24 protein-coding genes are annotated in these 26,553 nt (G+C 71.4%); 12 read left to right on the top strand and 12 right to left on the bottom strand.

The genetic code is table 11. The features are described 5' to 3' along the window. Nucleotides 1-14 precede the first annotated feature (14 nt). The gene (locus K1T34_RS17875; protein ID WP_220245380.1) at nucleotides 15-854 is read left to right on the top strand and encodes a class I SAM-dependent methyltransferase; all 840 of its coding nucleotides are present in this window, start codon (nucleotides 15-17) and stop codon (nucleotides 852-854) included. Here the strand turns inward: K1T34_RS17875 and K1T34_RS17870 are convergent. The 6 genes from K1T34_RS17870 to K1T34_RS17845 all read right to left on the bottom strand — a co-directional run bounded on the left by K1T34_RS17870 (nucleotide 840) and on the right by K1T34_RS17845 (nucleotide 9,319). Then, complete coding sequence (locus tag K1T34_RS17870; protein WP_220245379.1) at nucleotides 840-2,732, bottom strand: TNT domain-containing protein; 1,893 nt, start codon at nucleotides 2,730-2,732, stop codon at nucleotides 840-842. The genes K1T34_RS17875 and K1T34_RS17870 overlap by 15 nt on opposite strands. A 41-nt stretch (nucleotides 2,733-2,773) precedes the next feature. Then, a complete protein-coding gene (locus K1T34_RS17865) occupies nucleotides 2,774-3,847 on the bottom strand; it encodes an ADP-ribosylglycohydrolase family protein (RefSeq protein ID WP_220245378.1) in 1,074 nt (357 codons plus the stop codon). 28 nt (nucleotides 3,848-3,875) lie between these two features. Continuing rightward, nucleotides 3,876-6,122 (bottom strand): ADP-ribosylglycohydrolase family protein, encoded by a 2,247-nt coding sequence (locus K1T34_RS17860; RefSeq protein WP_220245377.1) that lies wholly within the window; start codon nucleotides 6,120-6,122, stop codon nucleotides 3,876-3,878. Beyond that, nucleotides 6,123-7,505 carry a TNT domain-containing protein gene (locus K1T34_RS17855; protein ID WP_255638570.1) on the bottom strand — a complete coding sequence of 461 codons (1,383 nt, stop codon included), beginning with the start codon at nucleotides 7,503-7,505 and terminating at the stop codon, nucleotides 6,123-6,125. 27 nt (nucleotides 7,506-7,532) lie between these two features. Further along, the gene (locus K1T34_RS17850) at nucleotides 7,533-7,904 is read right to left on the bottom strand and encodes a hypothetical protein (protein ID WP_255638569.1); all 372 of its coding nucleotides are present in this window, start codon (nucleotides 7,902-7,904) and stop codon (nucleotides 7,533-7,535) included. A gap of 116 nt (nucleotides 7,905-8,020) precedes the next feature. Further along, the gene (locus K1T34_RS17845) at nucleotides 8,021-9,319 is read right to left on the bottom strand and encodes an MFS transporter (RefSeq protein WP_220245376.1); all 1,299 of its coding nucleotides are present in this window, start codon (nucleotides 9,317-9,319) and stop codon (nucleotides 8,021-8,023) included. A gap of 178 nt (nucleotides 9,320-9,497) precedes the next feature. On the opposite strand from K1T34_RS17845, the gene K1T34_RS17840 reads away from it, so the two are divergent. Next, nucleotides 9,498-10,790: a class I SAM-dependent methyltransferase gene (locus K1T34_RS17840; RefSeq protein WP_220245375.1), complete on the top strand. Its 1,293-nt coding sequence runs from the start codon at nucleotides 9,498-9,500 to the stop codon at nucleotides 10,788-10,790. A 196-nt stretch (nucleotides 10,791-10,986) separates the two neighbouring features. Then, entirely contained in the window at nucleotides 10,987-11,568 is a 582-nt protein-coding gene (locus K1T34_RS17835; RefSeq protein WP_220247264.1) for a YqgE/AlgH family protein, read from the top strand. Here K1T34_RS17835 and K1T34_RS17830 read toward each other — a convergent pair. After that, nucleotides 11,565-11,984, bottom strand: coding sequence for an SdpI family protein (locus K1T34_RS17830; protein WP_220245374.1), 420 nt, complete (start codon nucleotides 11,982-11,984; stop codon nucleotides 11,565-11,567). The two genes, K1T34_RS17835 and K1T34_RS17830, sit on opposite strands and share 4 nt — an antisense overlap. Nucleotides 11,985-12,049: 65 nt before the next feature. On the opposite strand from K1T34_RS17830, the gene K1T34_RS17825 reads away from it, so the two are divergent. From K1T34_RS17825 to K1T34_RS17815, 3 genes are all read left to right on the top strand, one after another. After that, nucleotides 12,050-13,228 (top strand): esterase-like activity of phytase family protein, encoded by a 1,179-nt coding sequence (locus K1T34_RS17825; protein WP_220245373.1) that lies wholly within the window; start codon nucleotides 12,050-12,052, stop codon nucleotides 13,226-13,228. A 162-nt stretch (nucleotides 13,229-13,390) separates the two neighbouring features. Then, nucleotides 13,391-16,288 (top strand): leucine--tRNA ligase, encoded by a 2,898-nt coding sequence (leuS, locus tag K1T34_RS17820; protein ID WP_220245372.1) that lies wholly within the window; start codon nucleotides 13,391-13,393, stop codon nucleotides 16,286-16,288. A 79-nt stretch (nucleotides 16,289-16,367) separates the two neighbouring features. Next, entirely contained in the window at nucleotides 16,368-16,991 is a 624-nt protein-coding gene (locus tag K1T34_RS17815; RefSeq protein WP_220245371.1) for a hypothetical protein, read from the top strand. Here K1T34_RS17815 and K1T34_RS17810 read toward each other — a convergent pair. Continuing rightward, a complete protein-coding gene (locus K1T34_RS17810; RefSeq protein ID WP_255638568.1) occupies nucleotides 16,988-17,770 on the bottom strand; it encodes a hypothetical protein in 783 nt (260 codons plus the stop codon). The genes K1T34_RS17815 and K1T34_RS17810 overlap by 4 nt on opposite strands. Next, nucleotides 17,767-18,642 (bottom strand): ABC transporter ATP-binding protein, encoded by an 876-nt coding sequence (locus K1T34_RS17805; protein WP_220245370.1) that lies wholly within the window; start codon nucleotides 18,640-18,642, stop codon nucleotides 17,767-17,769. Before K1T34_RS17805 ends, K1T34_RS17810 begins: the two co-directional genes overlap by 4 nt. 96 nt (nucleotides 18,643-18,738) lie before the next feature. Here K1T34_RS17805 and K1T34_RS17800 point away from each other — a divergent pair, with 96 nt between their 5' ends. Beyond that, the gene (locus K1T34_RS17800; protein ID WP_220245369.1) at nucleotides 18,739-18,906 is read left to right on the top strand and encodes an SDR family oxidoreductase; all 168 of its coding nucleotides are present in this window, start codon (nucleotides 18,739-18,741) and stop codon (nucleotides 18,904-18,906) included. Here K1T34_RS17800 and K1T34_RS17795 read toward each other — a convergent pair. Together K1T34_RS17795 and K1T34_RS17790 are read right to left on the bottom strand one after the other, a co-directional pair. Next, nucleotides 18,903-19,640 (bottom strand): TetR/AcrR family transcriptional regulator, encoded by a 738-nt coding sequence (locus K1T34_RS17795; RefSeq protein WP_220245368.1) that lies wholly within the window; start codon nucleotides 19,638-19,640, stop codon nucleotides 18,903-18,905. The two genes, K1T34_RS17800 and K1T34_RS17795, sit on opposite strands and share 4 nt — an antisense overlap. A 9-nt stretch (nucleotides 19,641-19,649) precedes the next feature. Next, a complete protein-coding gene (locus K1T34_RS17790) occupies nucleotides 19,650-20,060 on the bottom strand; it encodes a hypothetical protein (protein ID WP_220245367.1) in 411 nt (136 codons plus the stop codon). Between the two features lie 98 nt (nucleotides 20,061-20,158). On the opposite strand from K1T34_RS17790, the gene K1T34_RS17785 reads away from it, so the two are divergent. From K1T34_RS17785 to ptsP, 4 genes are all read left to right on the top strand, one after another. Then, nucleotides 20,159-21,169, top strand: coding sequence for a hypothetical protein (locus K1T34_RS17785; protein ID WP_220245366.1), 1,011 nt, complete (start codon nucleotides 20,159-20,161; stop codon nucleotides 21,167-21,169). 261 nt (nucleotides 21,170-21,430) lie between these two features. After that, nucleotides 21,431-22,303 (top strand): ribokinase, encoded by an 873-nt coding sequence (locus tag K1T34_RS17780; RefSeq protein WP_220245365.1) that lies wholly within the window; start codon nucleotides 21,431-21,433, stop codon nucleotides 22,301-22,303. A gap of 28 nt (nucleotides 22,304-22,331) precedes the next feature. After that, nucleotides 22,332-23,069, top strand: coding sequence for a hypothetical protein (locus tag K1T34_RS17775; RefSeq protein ID WP_220245364.1), 738 nt, complete (start codon nucleotides 22,332-22,334; stop codon nucleotides 23,067-23,069). Further along, the gene (gene ptsP, locus K1T34_RS17770) at nucleotides 23,062-24,708 is read left to right on the top strand and encodes a phosphoenolpyruvate--protein phosphotransferase (RefSeq protein WP_220245363.1); all 1,647 of its coding nucleotides are present in this window, start codon (nucleotides 23,062-23,064) and stop codon (nucleotides 24,706-24,708) included. The genes K1T34_RS17775 and ptsP overlap by 8 nt, the downstream gene beginning before the upstream one ends. A 69-nt stretch (nucleotides 24,709-24,777) precedes the next feature. Here ptsP and K1T34_RS17765 read toward each other — a convergent pair whose 3' ends face one another. Beyond that, nucleotides 24,778-25,431: a DUF1707 domain-containing protein gene (locus K1T34_RS17765; protein WP_220245362.1), complete on the bottom strand. Its 654-nt coding sequence runs from the start codon at nucleotides 25,429-25,431 to the stop codon at nucleotides 24,778-24,780. A 159-nt stretch (nucleotides 25,432-25,590) separates the two neighbouring features. Here K1T34_RS17765 and K1T34_RS17760 point away from each other — a divergent pair, with 159 nt between their 5' ends. Next, entirely contained in the window at nucleotides 25,591-26,550 is a 960-nt protein-coding gene (locus K1T34_RS17760) for a hypothetical protein (RefSeq protein WP_255638567.1), read from the top strand. Nucleotides 26,551-26,553 lie beyond the last annotated feature (3 nt).

The following is a 26,553-nucleotide window of genomic DNA, read 5'->3' as shown; positions in this document are numbered from 1 at the left end:
CTAGACACGAGCGCGTGATCCTTGTCGACGCGCTTGCCGCTTACCGGGCCGGGGATGTTTCTCAGGCGATCGAGCTTGCCTCGCGGGCTGATTCGCCATTGGGGGCGGAGCTTTCCGCGTACCTCGCGACGGACGGGTCCGGGCCGGTGTACGACCAGCCGGCGGCGTTCACGGCGTTCATCCGTGGTGGCGGGAACGTGGGGTTGTACTCGCGGCTGAGCGCTGCGCTGGCTGCTCGATATGCGGCGCTGCGCCCGGAATCGTTGCTGGACTTGGGTTGCGGCGACGGCCTGGCCGTGGAGCCCGCGCTGGCGCAGTCGTCGTTCCGGCCGGGGCGGATCGACCTGGTGGAGCCGTCGGCGGCGCTACTCGCGGCCGTCGACGTGCCCGGCGCGAACCGCTTCGAGGCGACGGCGCAGAGCTTCCTCGGGGCGAACGGTTCCACGTGGAACCTCGCACAGTCGACGTTCGCCATGCAGTCCATGAGGCCCCCGGTGCGGGCCGCGGTGCTGCGAGAACTGCGGCCGCGCACGGAAACGCTGGTGTTGGCGGAGTTCGACATCCCCGTGCTGGACGAGGGGTCGCCGGACTTTCTGGAGTCGCTGGTGTCGCGATACGAGCGCGGCGTCGCCGAGTACGGTGCCCGGGCTTCTCTTGTCGCGCAAGGATTTCTGATGCCCGTGCTGCTCGGCGTCGCCGCGGGTGCGGAGCGGACGAACTGGGAGCAGCCTGCGTTGGCGTGGGTGGCTCAGCTTGAAATCGCGGGCTTCACCGACGTTGTGGTGGAGCCGCTCGCCGACTACTGGTGGTCCCCCGCCGTGCTGATCACCGCGCGTGGGTCACACGCGGGATAGCGCCCCCGCCTCCACGTGCTGCGCGATCGGCCGCGGCAGCAAGTAAGCCGTCGCCCCGCCCGGTTGAGGGCCCCACGGGGCCGTGATGCCGGTGAGCACCCGCAGCGTGCGCTGCACCCGGTACTCGTGCCGCTCGCGTTCGCGTTCCGGGGACAGCGACGTCGAGGCGAAGCGCGTGCCGGAGGTGTGGACGAGGTTGCCGGCGTCGTTGCCGAAGCGCAGGACCGTGGTGCCGGCGGGGAGGACGACGACGCGTTTGCCGCGGAAGAAGCTCAGGGGCGGCTCGCCGCGTAGCGGCAGGATCGGCCAGTCGGCGGGCTGGTCGGACTCGTCGGCGGCGCGCGGGGGCAGCATGAGCAGCGTGCCGAGGAGGAAGCGGGCGGCGTCGGCCAGGCTGCCGAAGGCCACGGGCGCGACGGCCGGCGGGCGGGAGACCTCCCAGCCGTTCTCGGCGCGGCGCAGGGTCCAGACGTCGGCGAGCGGCACCTCGGTGGCGCCGATCCGGTACGCGCCGGCAGGCACGCCGTGTTCGACCAGGCGCTGGTGCAGCAAGGTCAGCGTCTCGGCGGCGTGCAGGTCGAGGCCCAGGTCGTCGCCGCGGAGGGCGCGGGCGAGGCGGCCGTCGTCGGGGAGTTCGGTTTCCGAGCGCGTCGGGCGGGGGGTGCCGAGGATCTCGGCTTCGGCCGTCGCGCGGACGAGCTCGCGCACCAGCGGCGGACGGAAGCCGGCACCACGAATGTGGTCCACCAGCTCGGGCTCGGGCGGCACGCCGTACTTGCGCAGGTAGTGCGGCACGGCCGCGGGCCACACCCAGGTGCCGTCGGTGTGGAAGGCGTGCGGCACGTCGGGCGGCGCGCCCGGGGCGAAGATGTCGTGCTGCGGCTGCGGGCGATGCAGGACGAGGGGCGCGCGGAACAGGTAGTCGAGCACGCCGCGCAGCTGGTCGGGTGGCACCGGCGGCCGGTTGACGACCGGGCGCTCGTTCTCGTTGTGCGCGTCGACCACGCGGGCGTGGCGGAAGGCGACGTCGAGGGGCTGGTGGGCTTTCGCGGCCAGCCAGTCGGGCAGCTCCTTGGGCGGGCGCGGGTACTGCGCGAGCTCCACGGCGTACGACTCGGGCGCGGGCCGGCCGCCGTCGTTCGGCGGGACGCGCCAGGTGGGCTCGTGCTCGGAGTCGAAGTCGAAGTCGAACTGCGCCTCGGTGTCGAGCGTGAAGGTGCCCTGGAACCACGTGCCGGTGTCGGGCGAGTACATCGCCGCGCGCAGTCGTGCGAACAACGCGCTCAGCTTCGGCGGCGCGGGCAGCGACACGGACACCGGCCCGTTTTCGTCGCCGACCGCGCGGACCTCCAGCTCCGCGTAGTCCCCGACCTGCCGGAACTGCGCGGCGACGCGCGTCCAGCCGCCGGGCACGGCGCGCAGCGTGCGGCCGATCGCGCGCAGCAGGGCGCCGTGGTCGGCGTCGAGCTCCGGGCGCGGCTCGCCCTGGTCGCGGCGCAGCTGCCACAGGCCCGTGACGCGCTTGGCCTCGGCCGTCGTCGAGAAGTCGGTGAGGCCGAGCTGCGCGGCGCGCGCCGGGTCGTGCTGCGTCCAGCGCAGCGTCAGCTCCTTGCCGTCTCCGGGCGCGACCTCGAACAGCTCGTCGTCGTACTCGCAGTACGTGCGCAGCGTGAACGTCGCCGGCACCTCGGTGGCCAGCACCACGCGCGCCGGGCGACCCTCGTGCTCGCGGTCGAACCCGGCGGGCGCCTCTTCGTCCGGCGGTACGGACAGCAGCAGCGTGCCGTCGGTGGTCGAGCGCTCGGCCGCGAACGTGCGGTCGTCCAGCGTCGCGTACAAACCGTCCGGGCGGTCTCCCGCCTCTACCCGGTAGCGCACGTCAGGTTCCTCCCCAATTCCCCCGGTGACCGGGAAAGAACTTAGTCGACCGGGTAACGCGTGAACCAACCCTCGTCACTCGGTGAGTCGGGGCCGAACTCGGCGAGCGCGTCGTCCGCCAGCCGCGCGATCACGTCCCGCAGTTCGAGCCGCTCCAGCCAGCTGACGCGCAGCGCCGCTTCGCCGTACATCGCGCCGACGAGGTTGCCGCAGACCGAACCCGTGGAATCGCTGTCGCCGCTGTGGTTCACGGCCGCGAGCAGCGCGGAATCCGGATCTTCGGTGGTCAGCGCGACGTACACGGACATCGACAGCGCCGTCTCGCCGACGTTGCCCTCACCCAGCTCGGCCAGCCGCTCCGGCGTCGGCGGGCCGGACATCGCGAGGGCCTGCGCCAGCGCGGCTTCCTGCTCCTCGTGACCGGGGTGGCGGACCAGCTCGGCTCTGGACACAGCGACGGCGTCGAGCAGCGGCGAACCGGCCAGCAACTGCTGCACGATCACGGCGAAGGCGCCGGCCGACAAATACCCGCTCGGGTGACCGTGGGTCAGAGCCGCGAACTCGGCGGCGAGCCGGAACACCTCGGCCGGGTCGGCGGACCACAGCGCGACGGGCGCCACCCGCATCACACCGCCGCAGCCCTTCGAGTTGTTCACCGGCCGCGAGACGCTGCCGCGCACGCCCGATCGCCCGTAGGCCTCCAGCTCGCCGAAGCACGTGAGCCCCGGTGCGCGGCGGCTGAACAGCGCGGCGTGCGTCACGAGCTCACCGTCAGGCGCCGCGAGCGCGGAGTGCGGGCCGCGCGCCCGCTCCCACGGCACGCCTTGCGTGTGCAGCCAGCGCTGGTAGGCCAGCTGCACGGACTGCACGACGTCGGCGCTGCCGGTCCGCCGCTGCTGCGCGTGGGCGCGGATGAGCGCTTCGAGGGTGAAGAGCGTCATCTGCGTGTCGTCGGTGAAGCGCCCTTCGCCGCCGTACGCGGGGATGAAGTCCGTGATGCCGGCGGGCCCGGTGAGCTCGCGGATCCGCTCGATCGAATCGAACTCCGTCTTCGCGCCGAGCGCGTCGCCGATGGCGCCCGCGAGCAGGCAGCCCCTCAGCCGCTGTGCCTCCATGACCCCATCTTTTCGAAGCCTCGCGGCGTCAGTGCCGCGGGTAGCGCTGCACCCACTCTTCGCCCAGGAAACTCATCGCGGAGCGGCGATCGAAGTGCCACAACGCGTCCGTGACGACCTGTTCGATGAGGTGCCGCAGCTCGAGCTGCTCGATCCACTTCTGCGGCAGCCCGGGCACGCCGACGCGGGCGCCGAGCAACGCGCCGGTGATCGCCCCGGTCAGCGCGCTGCGCCCGGAATGGTTCACCGCGCGCAGCAGGGCCTGCTCGGGGTAGTTCTCGAACCCGGATAACGCGGCGAACGCGCGCCCGAGCACCGAAAGCGTGCCTTGGCCGTCGCCGATCAGCTCGGGCATCCGCAGATCCGGCAGCCCGTGTTCGCCGAAGAACGGCACCGACTCGGCGACCATCGCCTTCACCGGCGCCCACTCGGGACCGCTGACGAACGTGGTGTTGTGCTCGGTCAGGATCTCGCGCGAGAGGTTCCACACGGGATAGCTGAACGCGTCCTTCGTGAGCACCGGCTCGAAGAGCCAGGCCAGGTACGTCGCCACCGCCAGGTCGTCCTCGTGCGGGTGCGTCACGCCGACGAGGTCGCGCACGGCCTGGCGCACGCCGCCGCTGAAGCCCGTGCCGGGGCCGGCGGCGATGAGCGTGGCGGGCAGCGCGGCGATCAACGACGTCGGGCCTGTCAGCGGCACTGCCTGCGGAGATCCGGTGACCGCCGCGTGGTAGGCGTTGAGCTCGGCGTCGTCGGCGGTGCGGCGGACGTGGAGGTCGGGCACCTTCACGAGCCAGCCGTCGGCGTCGTCGTACGGCGCGCCCTGCGTGTGCAGCCAGCGCATCAACGCGCCGCGCACCACGGACGGGAACTGCTGCTCGACGTCGCGCGACTCCGGCTGCTCGCGGTGCGGGCTGCGGATCACAGCCTCGGTGTAGAACAGCAGCCGCTGCGTCAGCGAGCCGATGCGGCCCGCCTGGTCGAACGCGACGGGCAGGTCGGCCACGCCCTCGGCCCCGAACTGCGTGACGATCTCGTCGAGCCGCATCCGGTCGACGGCCATGCCGAGCGCCTCGCCGAGCGCGAAGCCCACGTACGCGCCCGCGACGCGCTGCCAGCCGTAGCGGAAGTTCTCGAGGTCGCGGTCGGGGTACTTGCCGAATGTGTCCAGGCGCGGGATCACGCGGCCGAGGTTGTCCCAGCCCGGCACGAGACCGTTGGCGCGCCAGTCGTTCGGCTTGCTGCGCGGCGGCTCCGCCATCGCGAGGCGGTTGAGCCACGACTGGCCCAGCACCGTGCGCTGGCACTCCTCGGCGGTGAGCTCGAAGCCGTGGCGACGCGCGTTTTCGGCCGCTACCAGCGGCACGGCCACCGGCTCGGACAGGCCCATGCGCGTGGCGGTGTCGCTGGTGAGGCGCTCGAGGTCTTCCTCGGCCTCGGGGCCGCGTCCGTGCCGATCGATGCGCGGCTCGTGGCGCGGGAAGCGCTTGGCGATGGTGGAGAGATCGTCGCCCGAGACGTCCTCGAACGTCGCCGGGCCGCCGTTGATCACGAGGTTCGGCGGGTGCTCGAACTCGGCCAGCGTGGCGAGGTCCACGCGCCACCAGGAGTGCTCGCGCGGCGGGAAGTGGCGCGTCGCGCTGAAGACGCGCAGCTCGTTGCGCTCTTCGGAGAAGTAGAAGCGATCCGTGGCGCCGGTCTCGGGGTCGAGCGGCACGAAGACATCGCAGCGCAGCAGGCCGATCAGCAGCTGCTCACGCGTGAGCCAGCCGACGCTGGCGAACGCGAGCAGCGTCTCCAGCGTGTTCTCCGGCTTCGGGTAGCCGCGGCGGATCGGACCGGCCTTGTACTCGGGGTTCTCGCGCTCGTCGCCGGTCTGGCGGCCCTCGTTGTCGACCTTGACCCAGCCGGCCACGGCTTGAAGCGGCACGCCGAGCTCGCCGAACCCGGCCTTGACGTACTCGGGGTCCACGACTTCGCGCCAGCTCTCCTGGCCGGGGAAGGCCACGGGGATGCTCAGCCCTCCTGGGTTCGGAGGTGCCTGGCGCAGCTCGCCGTCCGGCTCACGCACGACGACCGACGGCGGCGGGAAGAGCTCCTTGTCCGGCCGGCCGTCGTCGAGGTACGCGGTGGTGTTGTACGGGATCGACCAGCCTTCGGGGATGCGCAGCACGCGGTCGTGGTCGACCCGCAGCCCACCAGGACCGGCGATCTGGGGGCCGTGCACAGCGCGTAGCCAGTTCACGACCTTCTCCATCGCTTCCGCCGCTTCCACCTACTCGATCCTCTCCAGGCTTCCGTCGGACTCGTGCTCCGCGATCGGCTTGGGCAACACGTATGCCACTGCTCCGCCCGGCAGGTTCGCCCAGGGCACCGTCACTCCGGTGACCACGTAGAGTGACCTTCTTAGGCGGTAAGTGTGCGCCATTCGTTCCCGTTCGAGTGGCAGTGACGTCGTGGCGAACCGTACCTCGCCGTGGTGGACCAGGTTGCCCGGTTCCTCCCCGAAGCGCAGGACGACCGTACCTTCGGACAGTCGGGTGAGTCTCTTGTTGCGCAGCAGGGTGAGGGGCGGGTCACCCGCGGCCGGCTGGATGGGCCAGTCGTCCACTTCCTTCGCCGTCTCGAGCGGGGTCTCGCGCCCGCCTGTCCGCCGGGCCGGGTGCAGCAGGAGCGCGCCGAGCAGCTGCTGGGCCGCGTCGGCGAGGTGCTCGAAGGTCTGGCCGTTGCCGGCTGCCGAGGTGACGGTCCAGCCGTCGTCGCCCCTGGTCAGGCACCACTTGCCGGCTTCGACGGCGCCGATCCGGTAGGCTTGCGGCCACACGCCGAACGAGCCGAGCCGCTGCACGAGGACCACCAGCAGCTGCTCGTCGGCCAGGTCCGGGTCGGGGCTGGTCTCCAGCTCGGCGGCGACGTCGCCAGCGGTGCGCTGCCCGTCCTCGGCGGAGGGTCGCGGACGCGGACGGCCCAGCAAGTCGGCCTCCGCCGTGCGGCGCACCAGGTGCTCGACGTACGGCGGCTGGAACCCCAGCTCACGGATGTGCGCGACGAGCTCCGGCTCCGGCGCGATGCCGTGGCGGCGCAGCTGGTGGGACACGGTCTCAGGCCACAGCCAGGTGCCGTCGGTGCGGTGCGCGTCGCCGACCAGCGCCTCGCGTTCGAGGTACTGCAGCACGAGCGGCAGCTCCTCGTCAGCCAGCGGCTCGCGCTCCTCCCCCACCTCGGCGGGGCGGGCGTGGCGGAACTCGACGCCGAGCGGCAGCCCGGTGCGCAGCCGCCACCAGTCGGGGATGTTTTCGTCCTCGCGGGGGAACGTCTCGAGCTCGTCGCGGTAGGCACCGGGGTCGGGCGGGGTCGTCCACTGGGGTTCGCCGTCGACGAAGAAGTCGAAGTCGAAGGTGCCGTCGGACGCGAGCACGAACCGCGCCTGCAGCCACGTGCCGCGGCCCTGGCGGTACATGCCGGCGCGCAGCGCGTGGAACATCCCGACCAGCTCGGGGCCGGCCTCGGTGTTGCGCGGCTGGACCTCGGTGTGGTCGCCGACCTGCGCGAAGCCGATGCCGGCGGGGGCGCCCTCGTCGGGCTGGTGGGCGCGGATCAGCCGCCCGATCTCGACCAGCCGGCCGTGTTGGTCGGACTCGGAAATTGGTGGTTCCACAGGTCTCAGCACATCCGGTGCGCGGCGTTAGTAGCCGCGGCGCCGGTGCTGCGGCACGGCGCTTCGCGGAGGCAGCGGTCCTTGCGGCTTCACAGCGCCCTGCGTGGCGGGGCTCTGCGGAGCAGGCGCCGTACGCGGGCGCACGCGCCGCGGCGTCGGACGGGGGGACGGCATCTGCTGTGGCGTGGCGTCGGTGAACGGGGCCTCGGCGAGCTGCTGCACCAGGGCCTGGACGGTGAACGCGAGCTGGGCGGGAGTGGTGCGCTGGAAAGTGTCCGGAGCGAACTCCAGCCGGCCCAGCGTGCCGCCGCTGCCGACGGTGGCCCGGACCAGCCCGTCCGGAGACGTCAGCACTGCAGGAGCGGCTTCCAGGGCGCGGTCGTCCCCTGCGGTACTCACGGTGGCCCCCCGTGTCGGTTGCACTCGCCGGGGTTCACCCGGCTGGGTCACGCGTCACTCTAATGCCAATGAGACGATCACTGACCCCGTTCGGCTCAACGGTTTGCGGCAGCGAATCAGTTCGGCCGGTCCGGCACCGCGCGGCGGCGCGCCACGAGGTAACCGGCGCCGCCGAGGAAGTAGCAGATCGTGGCCGCGATCATCAGTCCCGGCGAGTACCCGTTGTCCGCGATGAAGACCGCGCCGATGGCCACGGCGGCCACCTGGGTGATGTTGAACAGCGTGTCGTACAGGGCGAACACGCGGCCGCGGGCCTCGTCGGCGACGTCGAGCTGGATCGACGAATCGACGCACAGCTTGAGCACCTGACCCGCGCCGGTGATGAGGAACGACGCCAGCAACGCCAGCGGCAGCACCATCGGCAGCCCGAGCGCCGACTGGGCGACGGCGGCCACCAGCAGCGCGCCGAGGATCGCGCGCAGCCGGCCGAAGCCGCGGATCAGCCGCGCCGTGAGCAGCCCGGCCACGAGGATGCCCGCGCCGGCGAGCGCGGCCATCTGCCCGAGCCCGGGCAGGCCGGCGCGGAAGACTCCGTTGTCGGTGAAGTAGTTGCGCATCAGCAGCACGGTGACCAGCAGCGAGATGCCGTAGGCCGCGCGGTGGGCGAACAGCGCGATGAACCCGGCCGTCACGCTCGGCGCGCGCCAGGCGTGGCGGGCGCCGTCCGCGAGACCGCGGGCGACGGCGAGGAACGGGTTCGGTGGCTCGTCGACGACCGTCGGCCCGAGCACCCCGCGCGTGAACCGCCGGGCGATCAGCGCCGAGACGAGCGCGCCCAGCGCGGCGCACGCCGTCGTCTCGGCCGAGCCGAGGTTGCCCGCGCCGAAGACCACGCGCAGCAGGATGGCGCACCCACCGCCGACCACGGCCAGCACCGACCCGAGCGTGGTCGCGAAAGCGTTTGCGGACACGACGCTCGGCGCCGGGACCACGTGCGGCAGGGAAGCCGAAAGACCCGAGCCGATGAAGCGCGACAAGCCCTCGGCCAGCAGCGCGAGGGAGAACAGCCCCGGCCCGCCGAGACCCGTGCCCACCGCGGCGGCCGACGCGAGGATGGCGACTGCCCGCAGCAGGTTCGCGAACACGAGCACGCGCCGGCGGTCCCACCGGTCGAGCAGCGCGCCCGCGAACGGTCCCACCACGGAGTACGGCAGCAGCAGCACCGCGAAGCCCTCGGCGATGGCCAGCGGGTCGGCGGCGCGCTCGGGGTTGAACAGCACGGCACCCGCGAGGCCCGCCCGGTACACGCCGTCGCCCCACTGCGCGGCGAACCGGGTGTAGAGCAGCCTGCGGAACTCGCGATCACGGACCAGGAGCCTCGGCCCGATCCGCTCCGTTGTCGCGCTGATCGTCACGGGGGCCAGCGTAGCTACGGCGTGAACGGCCCAGAAGGTCCTAATGAGCGCACTTCGCCCAGTGAACCGGCGGGATTTTACTGAGCTGTGACGCCTATGGGGGACTGCGAAAGGGTGTGAAAGCGTTTTACGTAGAGGACAGACGTCCGACTGTCGTCTTCGGGAGAGGGGTGTGGCTATGACCGGCGCCGCGTCGCGGCTGGTGGGTGCCGCAGAGAAGCTGCTCGGAGCTGAGCTCCCGCTGCAGATCCGAGCGTGGGACGGCTCCCAGGCCGGTCCGGAAGGCGCGCCCGTGCTCGTGGTGCGCAACCGCCGCGCCCTCCGTCGCCTGCTGTTCAAGCCGGGCGAGCTGGGCCTGGGCCGCGCCTGGGTGTCCGGCGACCTCGGCCTCGAAGGGGACCTCTACACCGCGCTCGGGGCCATTTCGGGGCTGATCTGGGAGCGCGACGAGGCGGCGGGCGGCAGTGTTCTCGGCGCACTGCGGGACCCGGAGGTGCGGGGCGCCATCGGCGAGCTGCTGAAGCTCGCCGGACCGCCCTTGCCGCCCCCGCGGCCGCCCGAGGAGGTGCGCCGGCCCCGCCACCGGCACACCCGGCGCAGCGACAAGCGGGCGATCAGCCACCACTACGACGTGGGCAACGACTTCTACGAGCTCGTCCTCGGGCCGTCGATGGTCTACTCGTGCGCCTACTGGTCCGAAAGCAGCACCCTGGAGACGGCCCAGCGCGACAAGCTCGAGCTCGTCTGCCGGAAACTCGGTGTGCGCGAGGGCCAGCGCCTGCTCGACGTCGGCTGCGGCTGGGGCTCGATGGCGCTGCACGCGGCGCGCGAGCACGGCGTGCACGTCGTCGGCGTGACGCTCTCGGAGGAGCAGGCCACGTACGCCCGCAAGCGCGTGGCGGAGGCGGGGCTGACCGACCGCGTGGAGATCCGCGTGCAGGACTACCGCGACGTCTCCGACGGTCCCTACGACGCGATCTCCTCCATCGGCATGGCCGAGCACGTCGGCGCCGAGAGCTACCTGGAGTACGCCCGCGACCTCTACGCCCTGCTTCGTCCGGGCGGCAAACTGCTCAACCACCAGATCGGCCGCCGGCCGCGCGAGGACGAGTCGGAGTACCAGCTGGACGGGTTCATCGACGCCTACGTCTTCCCCGACGGCGAGCTCGCGCCGGTCGGCACGACCGTGACGCAGCTGGAGCGCGCCGGGTTCGAGGTGCGCGATGTCGAAGCGCTGCGCGAGCACTACGCGCTGACCCTGCGCCGCTGGGTCGCCAATCTGGAAGCCGACTGGGACCGGGCCACGGGGCTCGCCGGAGCCGGTCGCGCCCGCGTCTGGCGGATGTACATGGCGGCTTCGGCGCTCGCGTTCGAGAGCAACCAGATCGGCGTGAACCAGGTCCTGGCGGTGCGGACTCCGGACGAGGGCACATCGGGCCTGCCGCTGCGACCGCGGACGTGGCACGGCTGAGGGAGGTTGGCGGCCGGCGCACTTGGTCGCCTCTCGGCGGCTTGGCGCAGTGTGGCTCCAGCCGAACTGGTATTCCACAAAGGCTGTTCTTCAGTGAGCCCGGGGGACACGGAGTGCGCCGGCCTACTGTTCCCAACGGGGCACGAGTGGTTGGTGTTCCCGTGCCGACGAAATTCTCGGGGCGGGAAGTGGGAGGATTGGCGGCGTGCCAGCGGACGCCGAGGTTGAACCGGGAACGCTCCTGGTCGCCGCACCCACGATGTTCGACCCGAACTTCAAGCGGACCGTGGTGTTCGTCATCGATCACCGCGACGAGGGCACGCTCGGCGTGGTCCTGAACCGCCCGAGCGACGTCCCGGTGCACGACGTGCTCCCCAACTGGGGCGGGCACGTGGCGGAGCCGCAGTCGGTGTTCGTCGGCGGTCCCGTGGAGAAGAAAACGGCTCTGTGCCTGGCCGCGCTACGCACGGGCGAGACAGCGGCGAGCGTGCCCGGCGTGATCGCCGTGCGCGGGCCGGTGGCGCTCGTGGACCTCGACACGGACCCGGAAGCGCTCGTGCCGAAGGTGCGTGGCGTACGCGTCTTCGCCGGCTACTCGGGCTGGGACTCCGGGCAGCTGGCGGGCGAGATCGAGCGCGACGACTGGGTCATCGTGCCCGCGCTGCCGAGCGACATCCTGGCCTCGCCCAACCGTGACCTTTGGGGCCAGGTGCTGCGTCGCCAGGGCGTGCCGATCGCGTTGCTGGCCACCCACCCGGGCGACCTGCAGCGGAACTAGCTGTCGGCCTTCTGGAACACGCCGCAGCCACCCGAGCCGCACGCGCAGCCGCTGCAGCCCGCGGGCGCGGCCGGAGCCGGAGCGGGCACGGTCAGCGCGGCGCGGGCGCCGAGCACTCCGCCACCCACGACCAGCACCAGCATGCCCAGCACACCAACAAAAGCCGCGGCGACGATCCCGGCCGTGGTGCCGGTGGCGAGGCCCGCCAGCCCGGCGATCACGCCGACGGCGCCGCCCGCGAGCGTCGGCACGCTCGCCACCCGGTTGGCCAGCTTGAAGGCGGCGTCACTGCGCAGCGAAGCCGCCGTGCGGACACCAGTACCGCTTTCGCGGGTCAGCCGTTCGCGGAAGCCGAGGAAGCCACCCCAGCCGACGACGAGACCCAGCACGATCGGGACGAGCGCGATAGCGAACACCCCCTGAGGATAAGCGTGACCTCCCGGCAACGTGGTGGATACCCTCGTCCGTTGTGCTACACGCCATGTCTTCGTCCCAGCGACGCCGCGTGCTCACCGCCGCCTTGATCGGGGCACTGCCCCTTTCCCTGCTCGCCGCTCCGGCCGCGAGCGCTGAGGTTCTTTCGGAGAGTCACGCCCGCCCCGTTCGCCTCATCGGCGAGCAGCTCGTGCCCAACGCCCTCCAGTTCCAGGGCACCACCGTCGGCGGCTTGTCGTCGATCGACTTCGACCCGCGCACCGGCGGTTACGCCTTCATCTGCGACGACCGCTCCGCGATCAACCCCGCCCGCTTCTACACGGCGAAGTTCTCCCTCGACGCCCACCACCTCGGCCCGGTGACGTTCACCGGCACGAAGCCGTTGCTGCGTCCCGACGGCACGCCGTACCCACCGCTCGCGCAGAACGATCCGACGGCGCCGCAGAACGAGCAGACGATCGACCCCGAAGAGCTGCGCGTGGACCCGTGGACCGGCGGGTACACCTGGTCGCAGGAAGGCGACCGGCTGGCGGACTCGTTCATCCAGCCCTCCATCCGTGAGGCGACCCGGGACGGCCGCTACGTGCGTGACCTGCCGCTGCCGGCCGACGAGAAGATGACCGCCGACGCCGGCCCGCGCCGCAACTACGTGCTCGAAGGCCTCGCTTACACCGGCTTCGGCGCGCTGCTGGCCAGCGAGGTCGAGGCGCCGCTGCTGCAGGACGGCCCGCCGCCGACCCCGACGTCCGGCGCGCTTTCGCGGGTCACCCTGCAGGCGCGGACGGGCCAGGTACTCGCGCAGTACGCGTACCCGCAGGAGAAGCTGTTCGCGACCTCGGTGCCGGCCGGCGCGTTCGCCGACACCGGCGTGTCCTCGATGCTCGCGGTGAACCAGCTCGACCCGACGAAGTTCCTCATGATGGAGCGCTCGTTCGTCACCGGTGTGGGTAACAAGGTGCGGGTGTACGAGATCGACACGTCCGGCGCGACCAATGTGCTGAACGTGAAATCGCTCGCCGGCGCGAAGGGCGTGAAGCCGGTGAAGAAGAAGCTGATCGCCGACTTGTCGGACTACGTTTCCGCGGTGGACAACGTCGAGGGCATGACCTGGGGCCCGGCGCTGCCGAACGGTGAGCGCAGCCTGGTCTTCGTGAGCGACAACAACTTCTCCGCGACGCAGGTGACGCAGGTCATCGCTTTGGCAGTCCCGTCGGAACAGCTTTGACCACCACGTTAAAATGAGTGTATGAACACGGCTCGGCTGCTCCTTGGCCTGCCGCGCTGACTCGGCCAACCCTTGGCCCGGCCGGCGCGGCGACCCCTCATGCCTTCGGGCTTGAGGGGTCGAGTTGTTTCTGGAGTGGTCCGATCACGGAGGAAGACGGCGATGACAGAGTCCACGGCGCCCACCCCGACCACGGGTGACGGCGCTCCCGGCGCCGAGAACACCCCGCCGCACCGCTACACCGCGGAGCTCGCGGGGCAGATCGAGCGCCGCTGGCAGGACTACTGGTCCGACCACGGCACCTACCACGCGCCGAACCCGACGGGCGCGCTGGCGGTCGAGGGCGAGCCGGTGCCGTCGGACAAGCTGTTCGTGCAGGACATGTTCCCGTACCCGTCCGGCTCGGGCCTGCACGTCGGGCACCCGCTGGGCTACATCGGCACGGACGTCTACGCGCGCTACCACCGCATGATCGGCCGCAACGTGCTGCACACGCTGGGGTACGACGCGTTCGGCCTGCCGGCCGAGCAGTACGCGGTGCAGACCGGCACGCACCCGCGCACGACCACCGAGGCGAACATCGCCACGATGCGCAGCCAGCTGAAGCGCCTGGGCCTGGGCCACGACGAGCGCCGTTCGATCGAGACGATCGACCCGGACTACTACAAGTGGACCCAGTGGATCTTCCTGCAGATCTTCAACTCCTACTACGACGAGCAGGCGGGCAAGGCGCGCCCGATCGAGCACCTGGAGAAGGCGTACGCGTCCGGTGAGCGCCCGACGCCCGACGGGCGTGCGTGGAGCGAGCTGAGCGACGTCGAGCGCCGCAAGGTCATCGACGACCACCGCCTGGTCTACATCTCCGAGGCGCCGGTGAACTGGGCGCCCGGCCTGGGCACGGTCGTCGCCAACGAAGAGGTGACCGCCGACGGGCGCAGCGACCGGGGCAACTTCCCCGTCTTCCGCAAGAACCTGCGCCAGTGGATGATGCGGATCACCGCGTACTCGGACAGGCTGGTCGACGACCTGGACCTGCTGGACTGGCCCGAGAAGGTCAAGTCCATGCAGCGCAACTGGGTCGGGCGTTCGCAGGGTGCGCGGGTGGCGTTCGCCGCCGGCGCTTCCGGGGACGAGAAGATCGAGGTCTTCACCACGCGACCCGACACGCTGTTCGGCGCCACCTACATGGTGCTGGCGCCCGAGCACCCGCTGGTCGACAAGCTGACGCCGGCCGAGTGGGCCGGTGAGCACCCGGCCGTGTGGACGGGTGGCGCGAAGACCCCGGCCGACGCCGTCGCGGAGTACCGCCTGGCGACGTCGCGCAAGTCCGATCTGGACCGTCAGGAGAACAAGGAGAAGACCGGCGTCTTCACCGGCGCGTTCGCGGTGAACCCGGTCAACGGCAAGGAAATCCCGGTTTTCATCGGCGACTATGTGCTGATGGGCTACGGCACCGGCGCGATCATGGCCGTGCCGGCGCAGGACCAGCGCGACTACGACTTCGCCAAGAAGTTCGAGCTGGAGATCGTCCGCACGGTCGACCCGGGCGAGGGCTTCGACGGCGAGGCGTTCACCGGCGAGGGCGCGGCGATCAACTCCGCCAATGACACCGTGTCGCTGGACGGCATGGGTGTCGCCGACGCGAAGAAGACGATCATCGCGTGGCTGGAGGAGCAGGGCGCCGGCGAGGGCACCGTGCAGTACAAGCTGCGCGACTGGCTGTTCGCGCGCCAGCGCTACTGGGGCGAGCCGTTCCCGATCGTCTACGACGAGACCGGGATGCCGATCCCGCTGCCCGAGGACCAGCTGCCCGTGGTGCTGCCGGACGTCGACGACTACAAGCCGAAGACCTTCGACCCGGACGACGCCGACTCCGAGCCGTCGCCGCCGCTGTCGCGTGCGACCGAGTGGGTCGAGGTCACGCTGGACCTGGGCGACGGGCCGAAGAAGTACCGCCGCGACACCAACGTGATGCCGCAGTGGGCGGGTTCGTGCTGGTACCAGCTGCGCTACGTCGACCCGGACAGCCCGGACGTGTTCTGCGCGCCCGAGAACGAGGCCTACTGGATGGGCCCGCGCCCGGCCGAGCACGGCGTGGACGACCCGGGTGGCGTGGACCTGTACGTCGGCGGCGTCGAGCACGCGGTGCTGCACCTGCTGTACTCGCGCTTCTGGCACAAGGTGCTGTTCGACCTGGGCCACGTGTCGTCGAAGGAGCCGTACCGGCGTCTGTTCAACCAGGGCTACATCGAGGCGTACGCCTACAAGGACAAGCGCGGCGTGCACGTGCCGGCCGACGAGGTCGTGGAGCGCGACGGCAAGTTCTTCCTGGGTGACGAGGAGGTCACCCAGGAGTACGGGAAAATGGGCAAGAGCCTGAAGAACGCCGTGACGCCCGACGAGATGTCGGACACCTACGGCGCCGACACCTTCCGCGTGTACGAGATGTCCATGGGCCCGCTGGACATGTCCCGCCCCTGGGCGACCAAGGACGTCGTCGGCGCGCATCGGTTCCTGCAGCGCCTGTGGCGCCTGCTGATCGACGAGCAGTCCGGTGAGCTGCGCGTGACCGCCGACGATCCGTCGGAGGCCGACCGCAAGCTGCTGCACCGCACCATCGCCGGCGTCCGCGAGGACTACGCGGAGATGCGGTTCAACACCGCGGGCGCGAAGCTGATCGAGCTGAACAACCACCTGACGAAGGTGTACGGCTCGGCTGCCGGCACCCCGCGCGAGGTGGCGGAGCCGCTGGTGCTGCTGCTGGCTCCGCTGGCGCCGCACGTCGCCGAGGAGCTGTGGCACCGCATGGGCCACGTCGACTCCCTGGTCCACGGCCCCTTCCCGGTCGTCGACGAGCAGTACCTGGTCGAGGACTCGGTGGAGTACCCGATCCAGGTCAACGGCAAGGTCCGGGCGCGCGTGACGGTGCCGGCGGATGCTGCTTCGGAGGCCGTGCAGGCCGCGGCTCTGGCGGACGAGAAGGTGGCCGCGCTGGTGGGCGACAAGACGCCGCGCAAGGTGATCGTGGTGCCGGGGCGGTTGGTCAACATCGTGCTGTGAATCGGCGCTGGTGTTTCAGTGCTGGTGAATTCGCGCGTTCCGGCCCGGGTCTCGTGCCCGGGCCGGTAACGTGCTCGCCGTGCGTAGTCGATCGCTCACCGTTCTGCCGGTACTCGCCGCTGCCCTCGCTCTGACCGGCTGCGCCGTGGCGCCCGGTCCGGCCCCGGGCAAGCCGGCGCCGACCCTGCCCGCCGACTCGATCGCCTACGACAAGCTGCCGACGGTGACCACCCGGCCCAACGTGTTCCCCGACAGCTGCACCCAGTTCGAGCGCAACCCTGCTCTGCTCGCCGCACTCGGTGCCACCAGCCAGCCGACCTTCGACCCGAACGTCAAGGCCTGCGACATCAACTCGGCCGATGGGCTACTCGTCGTGCACACGGACGCCGCCGACAGCCGCCAACCCGACCCGTGGCAGTCCGCGTGGATGTCCGAATCGGGGTTGAGCAGCCACTTCCGCCGAGAAATCCTGCTCGGGCGCTACTACGCCGTGACTTCGGCCGGGATGAACGGCTGCTCCCTCATCGTGAACACCGGCTCCGCGGAGCCATTGGCGTTCGACACCTTCCACCAAGGCGGCGCGGACGACTCGTCCATCGACGGTTACCGCCGCGCCGCCGACAAGTACTGCCCGCCGCTGCGCAAAATGGCGGGCGACTACTTCGCCGCGGTCGATCCCGGCGGCGGCTCCCTTGTCCGCTAGGCGGCTTCCCGCCGCGCAGCGCGAGTGACGCCGAGCGCCGTGACCCCGAGCCAGAGCACCAGCGATGTGGCCAGCGCGATCGGGCCGTGCGTGGACAGCCCGCCGAGCTGTCGCGCGGGTTCGACCGGATCGACCCAGCCTGCGAAGTCCTGATTGGCCTGCACGATCACGAACAGGATCGAGATCAGGCAGTAGGCGGCGATCGCGCCGGCGGTGTTCGGGATCAGCCACGCGATCGAGACGGCCAGCAGGGTCATGAGGAACGACCCGAGCAGGCACACTCCGATCGTGGTGCCCACCCGGATCGTCAGCAGGTTCTCGGCGTCGTGGTCGTCAAGCACACCAGCGAAGTAGGTGAAGGTCATCAGGATGTGCAGGCCGGCCACGAGCACCCAGGCACCGGCGGCGATCGCGCCCTGGGCCAGCACGTACCTCAGCCGGGAGGGCTGGGCGAGCAGGGTGGGCTGGGCGCTGCGGTAGTGCCACTCGCTCGCGATGAGCTTCACCAGGGCGACGTCCACGAGGATCGCCGCCAACCGGATGGTGGTCACCACGGTCCCCAGCTGTTTGCGCATGGTCACCGGGTTGAACGGGTCGACCATGAACAGGATCGACAGCAGCACCACCGCGATGGGTCCGGCGATCAGCAGGATCTTGTCGGCCGGCGTGGCGGCGAACTTCCGCAGCTCGACACCCACCACCGCGCCGAACGAGGCGCGCTTCGCAGCACCGGTCGCCCATGCCGGCTGTTGCTGCACAGGCGTCTGCATCGGGATCATCGCGGACCTCCCGTGAGGCGGAAGAAGAGCTCTTCCAGGTTCTGCTGTTCCTCGGCCAGCCCGAGCACCCGCACCTGTGCGGCGAACGCGATCTCCGAGACGCGCTCCGTCGGGGCGGCGACGGAAAGCGCGTCGGGGCCGGTCTGTCGGACGTCGAGGCCCGCGCGCTGCAGGGCGGTGCCGAGTTTGGGCACGTCGTTGGTGCGCACGACCGTCCGCGCGGGGCCGGCGAAGCTCGCGAGCGGCCCGTCGGCGACGACGCGGCCGTGGCCGATCATCACGATGCGGTCGGCCGTCTGGTCCACTTCGGACAGCACGTGGCTCGACAGCAGCACCGTGCCGCCGCGTTGGGCGTAGCCGCGCAGGAGTTGCCGCGTGGACCGGATTCCTTCGGGGTCGAGGCCGTTGATGGGCTCGTCGAGGATGAGCACGGGCGGGTCGGCGAGCAGCGCGTGCGCGAGCCCGAGGCGCTGGCGCATGCCGAGGCTGTACTTGCCGATGCGCCGGTTCGCCGCGTCGCTGAGCCCGACCTGCGCGAGCACCTGGTCGGCGCGCGAGCTGGGCAGGCGCATGAGCTTGGCGCCGTTCACGAGGTGGTGGCGGCCCGTGCGCCCGGGATGCACGGCGGCCGCGTCGAGAAGTACGCCCGCGACGTGCCCCGGGTTGGGCCACTCCGCGAACCGCCGCCCGGCGATCGTCGCCGTGCCCGCCGTGGGGCGGGTCAGGCCGCAGATCATGCGCAGCGTCGTCGACTTCCCGGCGCCGTTCGGGCCCAGGAACGCGGTGACCGTGCCCGGCTGCAACGCGAACGACACGCCCTCCACCACCCGGCGCCCGTCGTAGTCCTTCACCAGCCCCTGGACGTGCAGCAACCCCGGCCCTCCCCTTCAAGATCCGAAGGTGAGTTTGTCACAAACCGTGTCCGGCCGTGCGCGAAACCGAACCTTCTTGGGTGGCAGCGAGGCAACATGAACCCGGCCGAGGGCCCGTTCGCCGACGACCAGAAGTCGCTCACCGCGGTCGGGCGCTACGGCACGGCCGAGGAAGTCGCCGACGCCGTCGCCTACCTCGCCGGCCCGGCGAGCGCGTACATCACCGCCGCGACGCTGTCGGTCGACGGCGGCCACACGGCCTAACCGGCGTACAGCCCCACGTCGCGGGCCAGGTCGGTGAGGATGGCCTCGAAGAGGATGTCCGGCTTCGACACGGGGATCGGGTAATTGCCGAACACCTCGAGCGTCACGTGGCCGTAGAGGCGCGCCCAGAACTGGATCATCAGGTACGTGAGCCCGAGGTCCAGCTTCTCGGGCGCGATCGCGCGGCCCGACTCGCCGAGCACGGCGAGCAGCTCGCTCTGGAACGCGGTGAGGTCGTCGCGCAGCTCGGGCGGGACGACGTCGTTCGGCGGCATGACCAGGTCGTGCGTGGCGAGGACTTGGCCGGCGGCGGCGAGGAAGATGCGGCCGAACGGCTCGTCGAGGCGGTGCAGCGCACTGCCCGCCGTGGTGCCGACGCCGCCCGTGGGCGACGCGAACACCAGCGTGAACTCCTTGGTGTGCGTGAGCGCCCAGCGGCGGAAGCCCTTGCAGATGGCGAACAGCTGCGCCATCCCGTCGTCGGGGAGCACGGCGACGTCCTCGGCGAGCTCGGCGGCGAGATCGGCGATCACGTCGAGGCGCAGCTTCTCCACCAGGTCGTCGCGCGATTCGTAGTAGCGGTACAGGGCCGGCGCGGTGATGCCCAGCTCCCGGGCGATCGCCCGGAGCGTCACGGCGTCCGGACCCTGTTCGACCAGCAGTCTCCGGGCGGTCCGGCGGATGTCCTGCTCGGTAGCCGCTCGCGCGCGGCCCCTTCGCGTGGGGCTGCTCATCCGGACATTCTAGGTGGTCGGCACCGTTGTTCCCGTAACAACGTGGCCGGAGAGCAGCCGGGCCTGCAGATCGGTGAGCGGACGCAGCACCCACATGGCCACCACGACCATGCCCAGTGCGCACCAGAAGTGCACGAGCCAGGCCCCGATGAGCGACGGTCCGCCCCACGATTCGTCGGCCGTCGAGGGGTCCCAGAACAGGCCGTACGTCGCGATCCGCCACACCAGGAACCCGATGAGCAGCGAAAACGGGATGGCCACCACGCTCACCCCGGCCGCGGCCAGGTAGCGAGGGGTCCCTTCGCGCGGCGGGACGTTCAAGAGTCGCTCCGCGAGCAGCTGCCGGGCGCGTCTGCCGCCGAAGCAGGCGGGCAGGGCGAGCAGGGCGTAGACCACTCGTTTCCAGTCCGAAATTTTCATGCGTTCGACGCTAGCGGTCATTGAGCTGCGAAAACACCCGGTCGTCCGCCGAACGGGGTAGGGAAACCCCGGGCGCGTTCTGTCACACTTCGTCCGAGATGGACGAAATCACCACGGTCACCTACCCCGCGCCTGTTCCACCGGATCAGGTGCGGCTGGCGACGTTGCTGCTGCTGGTGCCCGGGCTTCTCATCGCGGGTTTCGGCGGCGTGCTCATGACGGTGAGCCGCGCCGGTCTGTACGCCGGGTCCGTGATCGCCCTGGTGGGGCTCGTGCTGCTGGGCTGCATCCCCGTCGGGCGGCGCGGCATGCGCAAGGAGCGGCTGAGCGTCGAGGTCACTTCGCGTGGCCTGCGGTTCCCCGTTCACGACGCGCGGCTCGTGCTGCCGTGGGGCGACCTCAGCGCGGTCGTGCTGGTCGAGAAGCACAACCGGGTCGAGGTGTACCTGGCTCCTTCTGCCGAGGATCGCCTGGTCAACCGGTTCAGCCGCCGCGGTCCCCACGGCTTCGTCCTGTCGACGCTGTTCGAACCCGGCGAGGCCCACCGGCTGGCGGCCGCCGTCGAGACGGAGCGGCCGGGGCTGGTGCGGTGGCCGTCCCTGGAGGTCCGGCGCGGCGGGTTCGGCCTGCAACGGGTGGCGGCGACGGTGGTGCGGTGGGCCTCGGTGAAGCGAACGCCGGCTGCCGGCGAGAGCGTGACGGTGCGCGCGAGCAAGGCTTCGGGCGCGCGCCAGGCGGCGATCGGGGGCACGGTGGCGTTGCTCGCGGCCGTGCTCATCGTGCGGACGTGGCTGCCGGTCACGGTGCCCGGACTGATCGCGGTCGCGCTGTGCGTCGCCGCGCTGGTGTGGACCCGGCACCGTGGCACACGGGGCGCGTTCACTGTGGACGGCGACGGTGTGGTGTGGATACCTCGGTACGACAACGGGGTCTCGGTGCGCCGCGAGGAGATTTCCGCCCTGACGGCCGAGGCGGGCGGCGTCGTGCGCGTGCTGTCGCGCGATGGCGGCGACTTCGTGCTCGCTTCGGGTGTCTCGATGCCGGCCGCGCGGGCCGTGGCCGCGCTGGTCGGGGCGCCGCCGACGCCGATCACTCGGGGGGCTACGTGATCGGCGCCGGCGACCCGATGCCCTCTCCGGTGCGCTTCCGGTCGGGGCAACGCCACTGGCTCTAGGACAGTGACGCTCCACAAGAGCGGAACCCGTGTCAGAAGTGACGCCTGGGGGACATGGATCCCCCGATCGAGTGACGGGCAGCCGCTGCTCGCCTGATTGTCGCACTGGGCGCCGGATAAGTTACAAAAACCTTCACTTTTGCGCACGGACGGTGCGTGACCTGCGCCCGAGCGCACCCGTGGCAAGGTGTCGACCATGTGTGCAGCCGTGCTGGTGGTGGGTTCCGCCAACGCCGACCTCGTCGTCCCCGTTGACCGCCGCCCGGCCGGCGGCGAAACCGTCCTGGGCGGCGACACCGTCCTGTCCCCCGGCGGCAAGGGCGCGAACACGGCCGTCGCGGCGGGCCGTCTTGGCGCGGACGTGGCTCTGCTCGGCGCGATCGGCGACGACCCGTACGGCGAGCTGCTGCGTGATTCGCTCGCTGGCGCGGGTGTCGGCACCGAGCACCTGCGGACTGTCCGCAGGCCCACCGGCATCGCCTACATCACCGTGACACCCGACGGCGAGAACTCGATCCTCGTCTCGCCCGGCGCCAACTCCGCACTGGCGCCCGGCGACCTCACCGATGTGGTCCTCGACGGCGCGAAGATCGTGGTCCTGTCGCTGGAAGTGCCGCTGCCGACCGTCGAGCACGCCGTGGCGCGCGCCGCGGCGAAGGGTGTGCCGGTGCTGCTCAACCTCTCGCCCGCCGCCCGGCTGCCGCCCGAGACGCTCGGCGCGCTCGACGTCCTGCTGGTCAACGAGCACGAAGCCGCGTACCTGCTCGGCTCGCCCGGCGCCGATCCACGCGAGCTGCTGGAGCTGGGCCCGCGCGCGGCCGTGGTCACGCTGGGTCCGAAGGGCGCCGTGGTGGTGGCATCCGAAGGCGTCACGGAAGTCGCGTCGCCGCAGGTCCAGGCCGTCGACACGACCGGCGCCGGCGACGCGTTCGCCGGAGCTCTCGCCGCCGCGCTGGCCGAGGGGGCGGGGCTCGTCGACGCTACGCGCCGTGCGGTGCGGGTGGCCGCGGTGAGCGTGACCCGCCCTGGTGCGCAGCCGTCGTACCCGACGTCCGCCGAGCTGGAATGACCCGCGGCCGGGCCGCGTTGTCCTTTACATGGGCGATTCGTTCGGTTCCGCCTGGTGGCGGGGGTACGCCGCACAGCTGAAGGCGATCGCCGACGCCCGCCGTCCCGACGCGCTGGCCCTGTTGCCGCTCGACGAGACGCTGGCGGCGCTCGGCAGGCAGGCCGAGACCGACGAGGGCGTCCGCGACATCCCGGTCACGCGCGTGGTGGGTACGGTCGCGCGCGTCGGTGACTTCGACCGGTTCTTCCGGCCGCTCAACCGCGCACTGCGGCCGAGGTGGGAGGCCCTCGCGACCACGGCGGCCGACCTTCCGCCGGTCCGGCTCGTGCGCCTCGGCGAGCTGTACTTCGTGGAGGACGGCCACCACCGCGTGGCGCTCGCCCGGGCGCGGGGCGCCAAGGTGGTGCCTGCCCAGGTGCACTGGATCAGCACCGTCGCGTGCGCGCTGAGCTGCCTGACGCTGGCCGATCTGCCGTCGAAGACCGCGGAACGGCTGTTCCTGGAACGCGTGCCGCTCGCCGACGACGTGCGCGTGGGCCTGTGGCTCGACGAGCCGGCCGACTGGTTCCGTCTCGCGGATTCGGCGGAGGCCTGGGGTTTCCGGCAGACTTTGACCGGCCGCCCGCTGCGCAGCCGCGAAGAGCTGGCCGACGCGTGGTGGCAGGAGGAGGTGCGACCGGTGCTGGAACGAGTGCGGTCCCGGGGATTGTGCGCGCCACCCCGGGATATCGAGACATATCTGAGCTATGGTCTAGACCATGCCTGAGAGTCAGTCCACCGCCGACGTGACCCTGACCGGGGTCGCGGTGAGCCCGGGGCGCGCGAGCGGCCCCGTCGTGCGCGTCCCCGAGCCGTTCGGTGAGCCCGCGAGCACCCCCGCACCGGCCGATCCCGCCGCCGAGGCCGCGCGGATCGAGCCCGCCGCGCAGGCTGTGGCCGCGCGGCTGGAGGCGCAGGCCGAGACCGCGACCGGTGAGGCCGCGACGATCCTGATCACCACCGCGGCGATGGCGGGCGACCCGGCGTTGGCCGCGCAGGCGAAGAAGCTGGTGACGGAGCAGAACCTGCCGGCGGCGCGCGCGGTTCACCAGGCGGCCGAAGGGTTTGCCGAGGCGCTGGCCGCGGCCGGGGGGTACATGGCGGAGCGTGTGCGCGACGTGCGCGACGTGCGTGACCGGCTGGTGGCCGAGCTGCTGGGCGTCGCGCCGCCGGGAGTGCCGCAGCTGGTGTCGCCGAGCGTGCTGGTGGCGCGGGACCTGGCGCCGGCGGATACGGCGGGGCTGGATCCCGCGAAGGTGCTCGCCCTTGTCACCGAGGAAGGCGGCCCGACCAGCCACACCGCGATTCTCGCCCGCGCGCTCGGGATCCCGGCGGTCGTGGCTGTTCGCGGGCTGCTCGCCCTCGACGCCGAGGCGCTCGCCGTCGACGGTGACACAGGCCTCGTCCGGCCGGCGGACCCGGCGGCGCCCGTCCTCATGGCCGTCGCCTCGGGGCCGGCCGAGTGGAACGGCACGGGCCAGACCGCGGACGGACACGTCGTCAAGGTCTACGGCAACGTCGGCTCGCCCGCCGACGCGCAGGCGGCCGCAGACGCGGGAGCGGAGGGCGTCGGCCTGTTCCGCACCGAGTTCAGCTTCCTCGACGCCCCGGCGGAGCCGTCCGTCGACGAGCAGCGCAAGGCGTACGCGGCGGTGCTGGCGCCGTTCCGCGGCAAGCCGGTGATCGTGCGGACGCTCGACGCGGGCGCCGACAAGCCGCTCGGCTTCCTCAACCCCGACGACGAGCCCAACCCGGCGCTGGGCGTGCGCGGCCTGCGCGTGGCGTTCGACCGGCCCGAGGTGCTCGACCGCCAGCTCGAGGCCATCGCGGGCGCGGCCCAGGATTCGGGCGCGCTGGTCTCCGTGATGGCCCCGATGGTCGCGACGGCCGAGGAAGCCGCGTGGTTCGCCGAACGCGTGCGCGCGGCGGGCATCGAGCGCGCGGGCGTGATGATCGAGATCCCGGCGGCGGCGTTGTCCGCGCGGGAGATCCTGGACGTCGTCGACTTCGTGTCAGTCGGCACCAACGACCTGGCCCAGTACACGTTCGCGGCAGACCGGCAGCTCGGCGCCGTCGCGAAGCTGAACGACCCGTGGCAGCCCGCGTTGCTGCGGCTGCTCAAGCTGATCGGCGACGCGGCGAAGGCGACGGGCAAGCCCGCCGGCGTCTGCGGCGAAGCGGCGGCCGACCCGCGGCTCGCGGTGGTGCTGGCGGGCCTGGGCCTCACGAGCTTGTCGATGAACGCGGCGGCGGTGCGGGCGGTCGGCGCTTCGCTGGCTGCGGTCACGCTGGCCGAGGCGGAAGCGAAAGCAACCAACGCGCTGGCCAGCGCCGATCCGGCCACGGCGCGCGCGGCAGCGAACTAAAAGAACTGAAAAAGACGGAGCCGGACCCGGCCGACGGATGGAAAACCGGGTCCGGCACCGCATCGCCGGTCAGCCGAAAAAGCCCCGCCGAGGGTTGCGGATGACCAGCGAGCCTCCGTGGATGCGGCCCGTGATGACGTAGCGCGGGTTGCCGGCGCGGCCGTTGCTGCCGGTCTTGTCGTCGAGCGAACCGAACTTGATCTCGGTGATCGCGTTGTAGTCCACCGCGGCCTGCGGCGGGATGATGATCTCGACCGAACCCCACTTGGAGTCCAGCTCGATCTCGACGACCGGCGTCGACACCTGGGCCTCGGTGAAGTCCAGCTTCGTGCTGCCGTACTTGTTGCGCACGACCAGCGCCGCCGGCACCAGCCACGGGCCGCCGCGCTGCAGCGACGAGTACTTGGCGTTGAGCTCGAGGCGCCGACCGGGTGCATACGTGCTGGTCGGGGGCTGGTAGGCCGGGTAACTGGGCGCGGCCCCCGGGTGCAGCAGGCCGGGCAGATCCGTGAGCACGGCGTTCAGCTCGCCGCGCGTACGCGACGCCAGCGCCTTGTCGGTGCGCTCCGTGAACTCGTCGAGGTTGAGCATCCCCAGCCCGATCGCCTTCTGGAGCACGGCGACGACGTGTTCGCGCTCGTCGTCCGACACCCGGATGTCGCGCGCGGTCAACGGCTTCGTCTCGGTCGCGGTCTCCGCGCCGGTCGTCTCTTCCTCGGCCATGCAAACGATGGTAGAACCGTATTTCCCTCGTCAGATCGGGGAAAAACCCTGAACAGACCCGTATTTCGCGCCGGCGTCGCCCTCGTTGCGACGAGTTTCCTCCTGGCCGCGTGTACGGGCGGGATCCCCACCCCGGCTCCGAGCCCCAGGGCCACGACGATGCCCAGGCCGAGCGGGCCGCCGCCGAGCGGGCTCACCGGGTCGGTCACCACCGGCGGGATCGACGTGCAGCTGCTGCTCGCCACGTCACCACCGACCCTGTTCGACGCCGACACCGGCGCGAAGGGAACCGTGCCCGGCGTGCCGGGTGGTGATCGGCTGGTCTGGGTGCAGCGCGTCGGTCGCACCCCGGTGATCCTCACCTCGCCGCGGTGCCAGCAGACCTGTCAGCCGTTCGACGTCTACGCCTACGCGGGCGTGGCCACGCCGCTCGGCCAGGCGGTGAGCCTCGCGCCGGGCGCCGACGCCAAGAGCGTGTGGGTCATCCGCCAGGACGCCCCGGACAGCTGCCGGCTCGAGCACGTGTCGCTCGCCGGCTCGGCGCTGGGCGGCGGCACCACGGCGAGCTGCACCACGATCCTGCGGGAGGAAACCTCCCGCGGCCTGCTGATCACCGTGAACAACGGCACCGCCGAAACCGTCGACGTCCTCATCGACCCCGACACCGGACGCACCGTGCAGCAGGCCCCGAGCATTCTCGCCGCGATCGGCAACCGGCTCATCCTCGGCGGCCTCACGGACCTGACGGTCGTCGACCTGCGCGACGGGAGCCGCGAGAAGGTCCAGCCGCCGGTGGCCCAGAGCAATCCCCTGGTCGTCCCGAGCCGGGAAGGCAACTTCGCGGCCGTCGACTTCGGCTCGCCCTCGTGGCACAACTCCGACCTCCAGACCCGCGACGTGTGGCTGCTCGACCTCACGGACCTGACCTGGCAGCAGTCACCGTCGATGCCGTTCGCCACCGAGAACCTCAAGCACTCGTCGCTGGACTGGACCGACGATGGCGACCTCGTGCTCGACGACGGGGTCGTCGCGGCTTGGCACCCAGGCGAACCCGCGTGGCGGCTCGGGAAAGCCAAGCTGACCGGCGCTCTGCAGACGGCCGCAGTCAGCGCTTCGTAGCGA

It is taken from the genome of Amycolatopsis sp. DSM 110486 (assembly GCF_019468465.1).
Taxonomy (GTDB): Bacteria; Actinomycetota; Actinomycetes; order Mycobacteriales; family Pseudonocardiaceae; genus Amycolatopsis.
The sequence above is the reverse complement of the archived record's forward strand: the minus strand, read 5'-3'. Positions and strand labels throughout refer to the sequence as shown.

Coding starts and splice junctions, on each gene's coding strand:
- K1T34_RS17865 (WP_220245378.1), bottom strand. CDS start 3,847: ATGGAGGCACAGCGGCTGAGGGGCTGCCTGCTCGCGGGCGCCATCGGC.
- K1T34_RS17840 (WP_220245375.1), top strand. CDS start 9,498: ATGACCGGCGCCGCGTCGCGGCTGGTGGGTGCCGCAGAGAAGCTGCTC.
- K1T34_RS17825 (WP_220245373.1), top strand. CDS start 12,050: ATGTCTTCGTCCCAGCGACGCCGCGTGCTCACCGCCGCCTTGATCGGG.
- leuS (WP_220245372.1), top strand. CDS start 13,391: ATGACAGAGTCCACGGCGCCCACCCCGACCACGGGTGACGGCGCTCCC.
- K1T34_RS17810 (WP_255638568.1), bottom strand. CDS start 17,770: ATGATCCCGATGCAGACGCCTGTGCAGCAACAGCCGGCATGGGCGACC.
- K1T34_RS17800 (WP_220245369.1), top strand. CDS start 18,739: ATGAACCCGGCCGAGGGCCCGTTCGCCGACGACCAGAAGTCGCTCACC.
- K1T34_RS17795 (WP_220245368.1), bottom strand. CDS start 19,640: ATGAGCAGCCCCACGCGAAGGGGCCGCGCGCGAGCGGCTACCGAGCAG.
- K1T34_RS17790 (WP_220245367.1), bottom strand. CDS start 20,060: ATGAAAATTTCGGACTGGAAACGAGTGGTCTACGCCCTGCTCGCCCTG.
- K1T34_RS17785 (WP_220245366.1), top strand. CDS start 20,159: ATGGACGAAATCACCACGGTCACCTACCCCGCGCCTGTTCCACCGGAT.
- K1T34_RS17780 (WP_220245365.1), top strand. CDS start 21,431: ATGTGTGCAGCCGTGCTGGTGGTGGGTTCCGCCAACGCCGACCTCGTC.
- K1T34_RS17775 (WP_220245364.1), top strand. CDS start 22,332: ATGGGCGATTCGTTCGGTTCCGCCTGGTGGCGGGGGTACGCCGCACAG.
- ptsP (WP_220245363.1), top strand. CDS start 23,062: ATGCCTGAGAGTCAGTCCACCGCCGACGTGACCCTGACCGGGGTCGCG.
- K1T34_RS17765 (WP_220245362.1), bottom strand. CDS start 25,431: ATGGCCGAGGAAGAGACGACCGGCGCGGAGACCGCGACCGAGACGAAG.
- K1T34_RS17760 (WP_255638567.1), top strand. CDS start 25,591: ATGCCCAGGCCGAGCGGGCCGCCGCCGAGCGGGCTCACCGGGTCGGTC.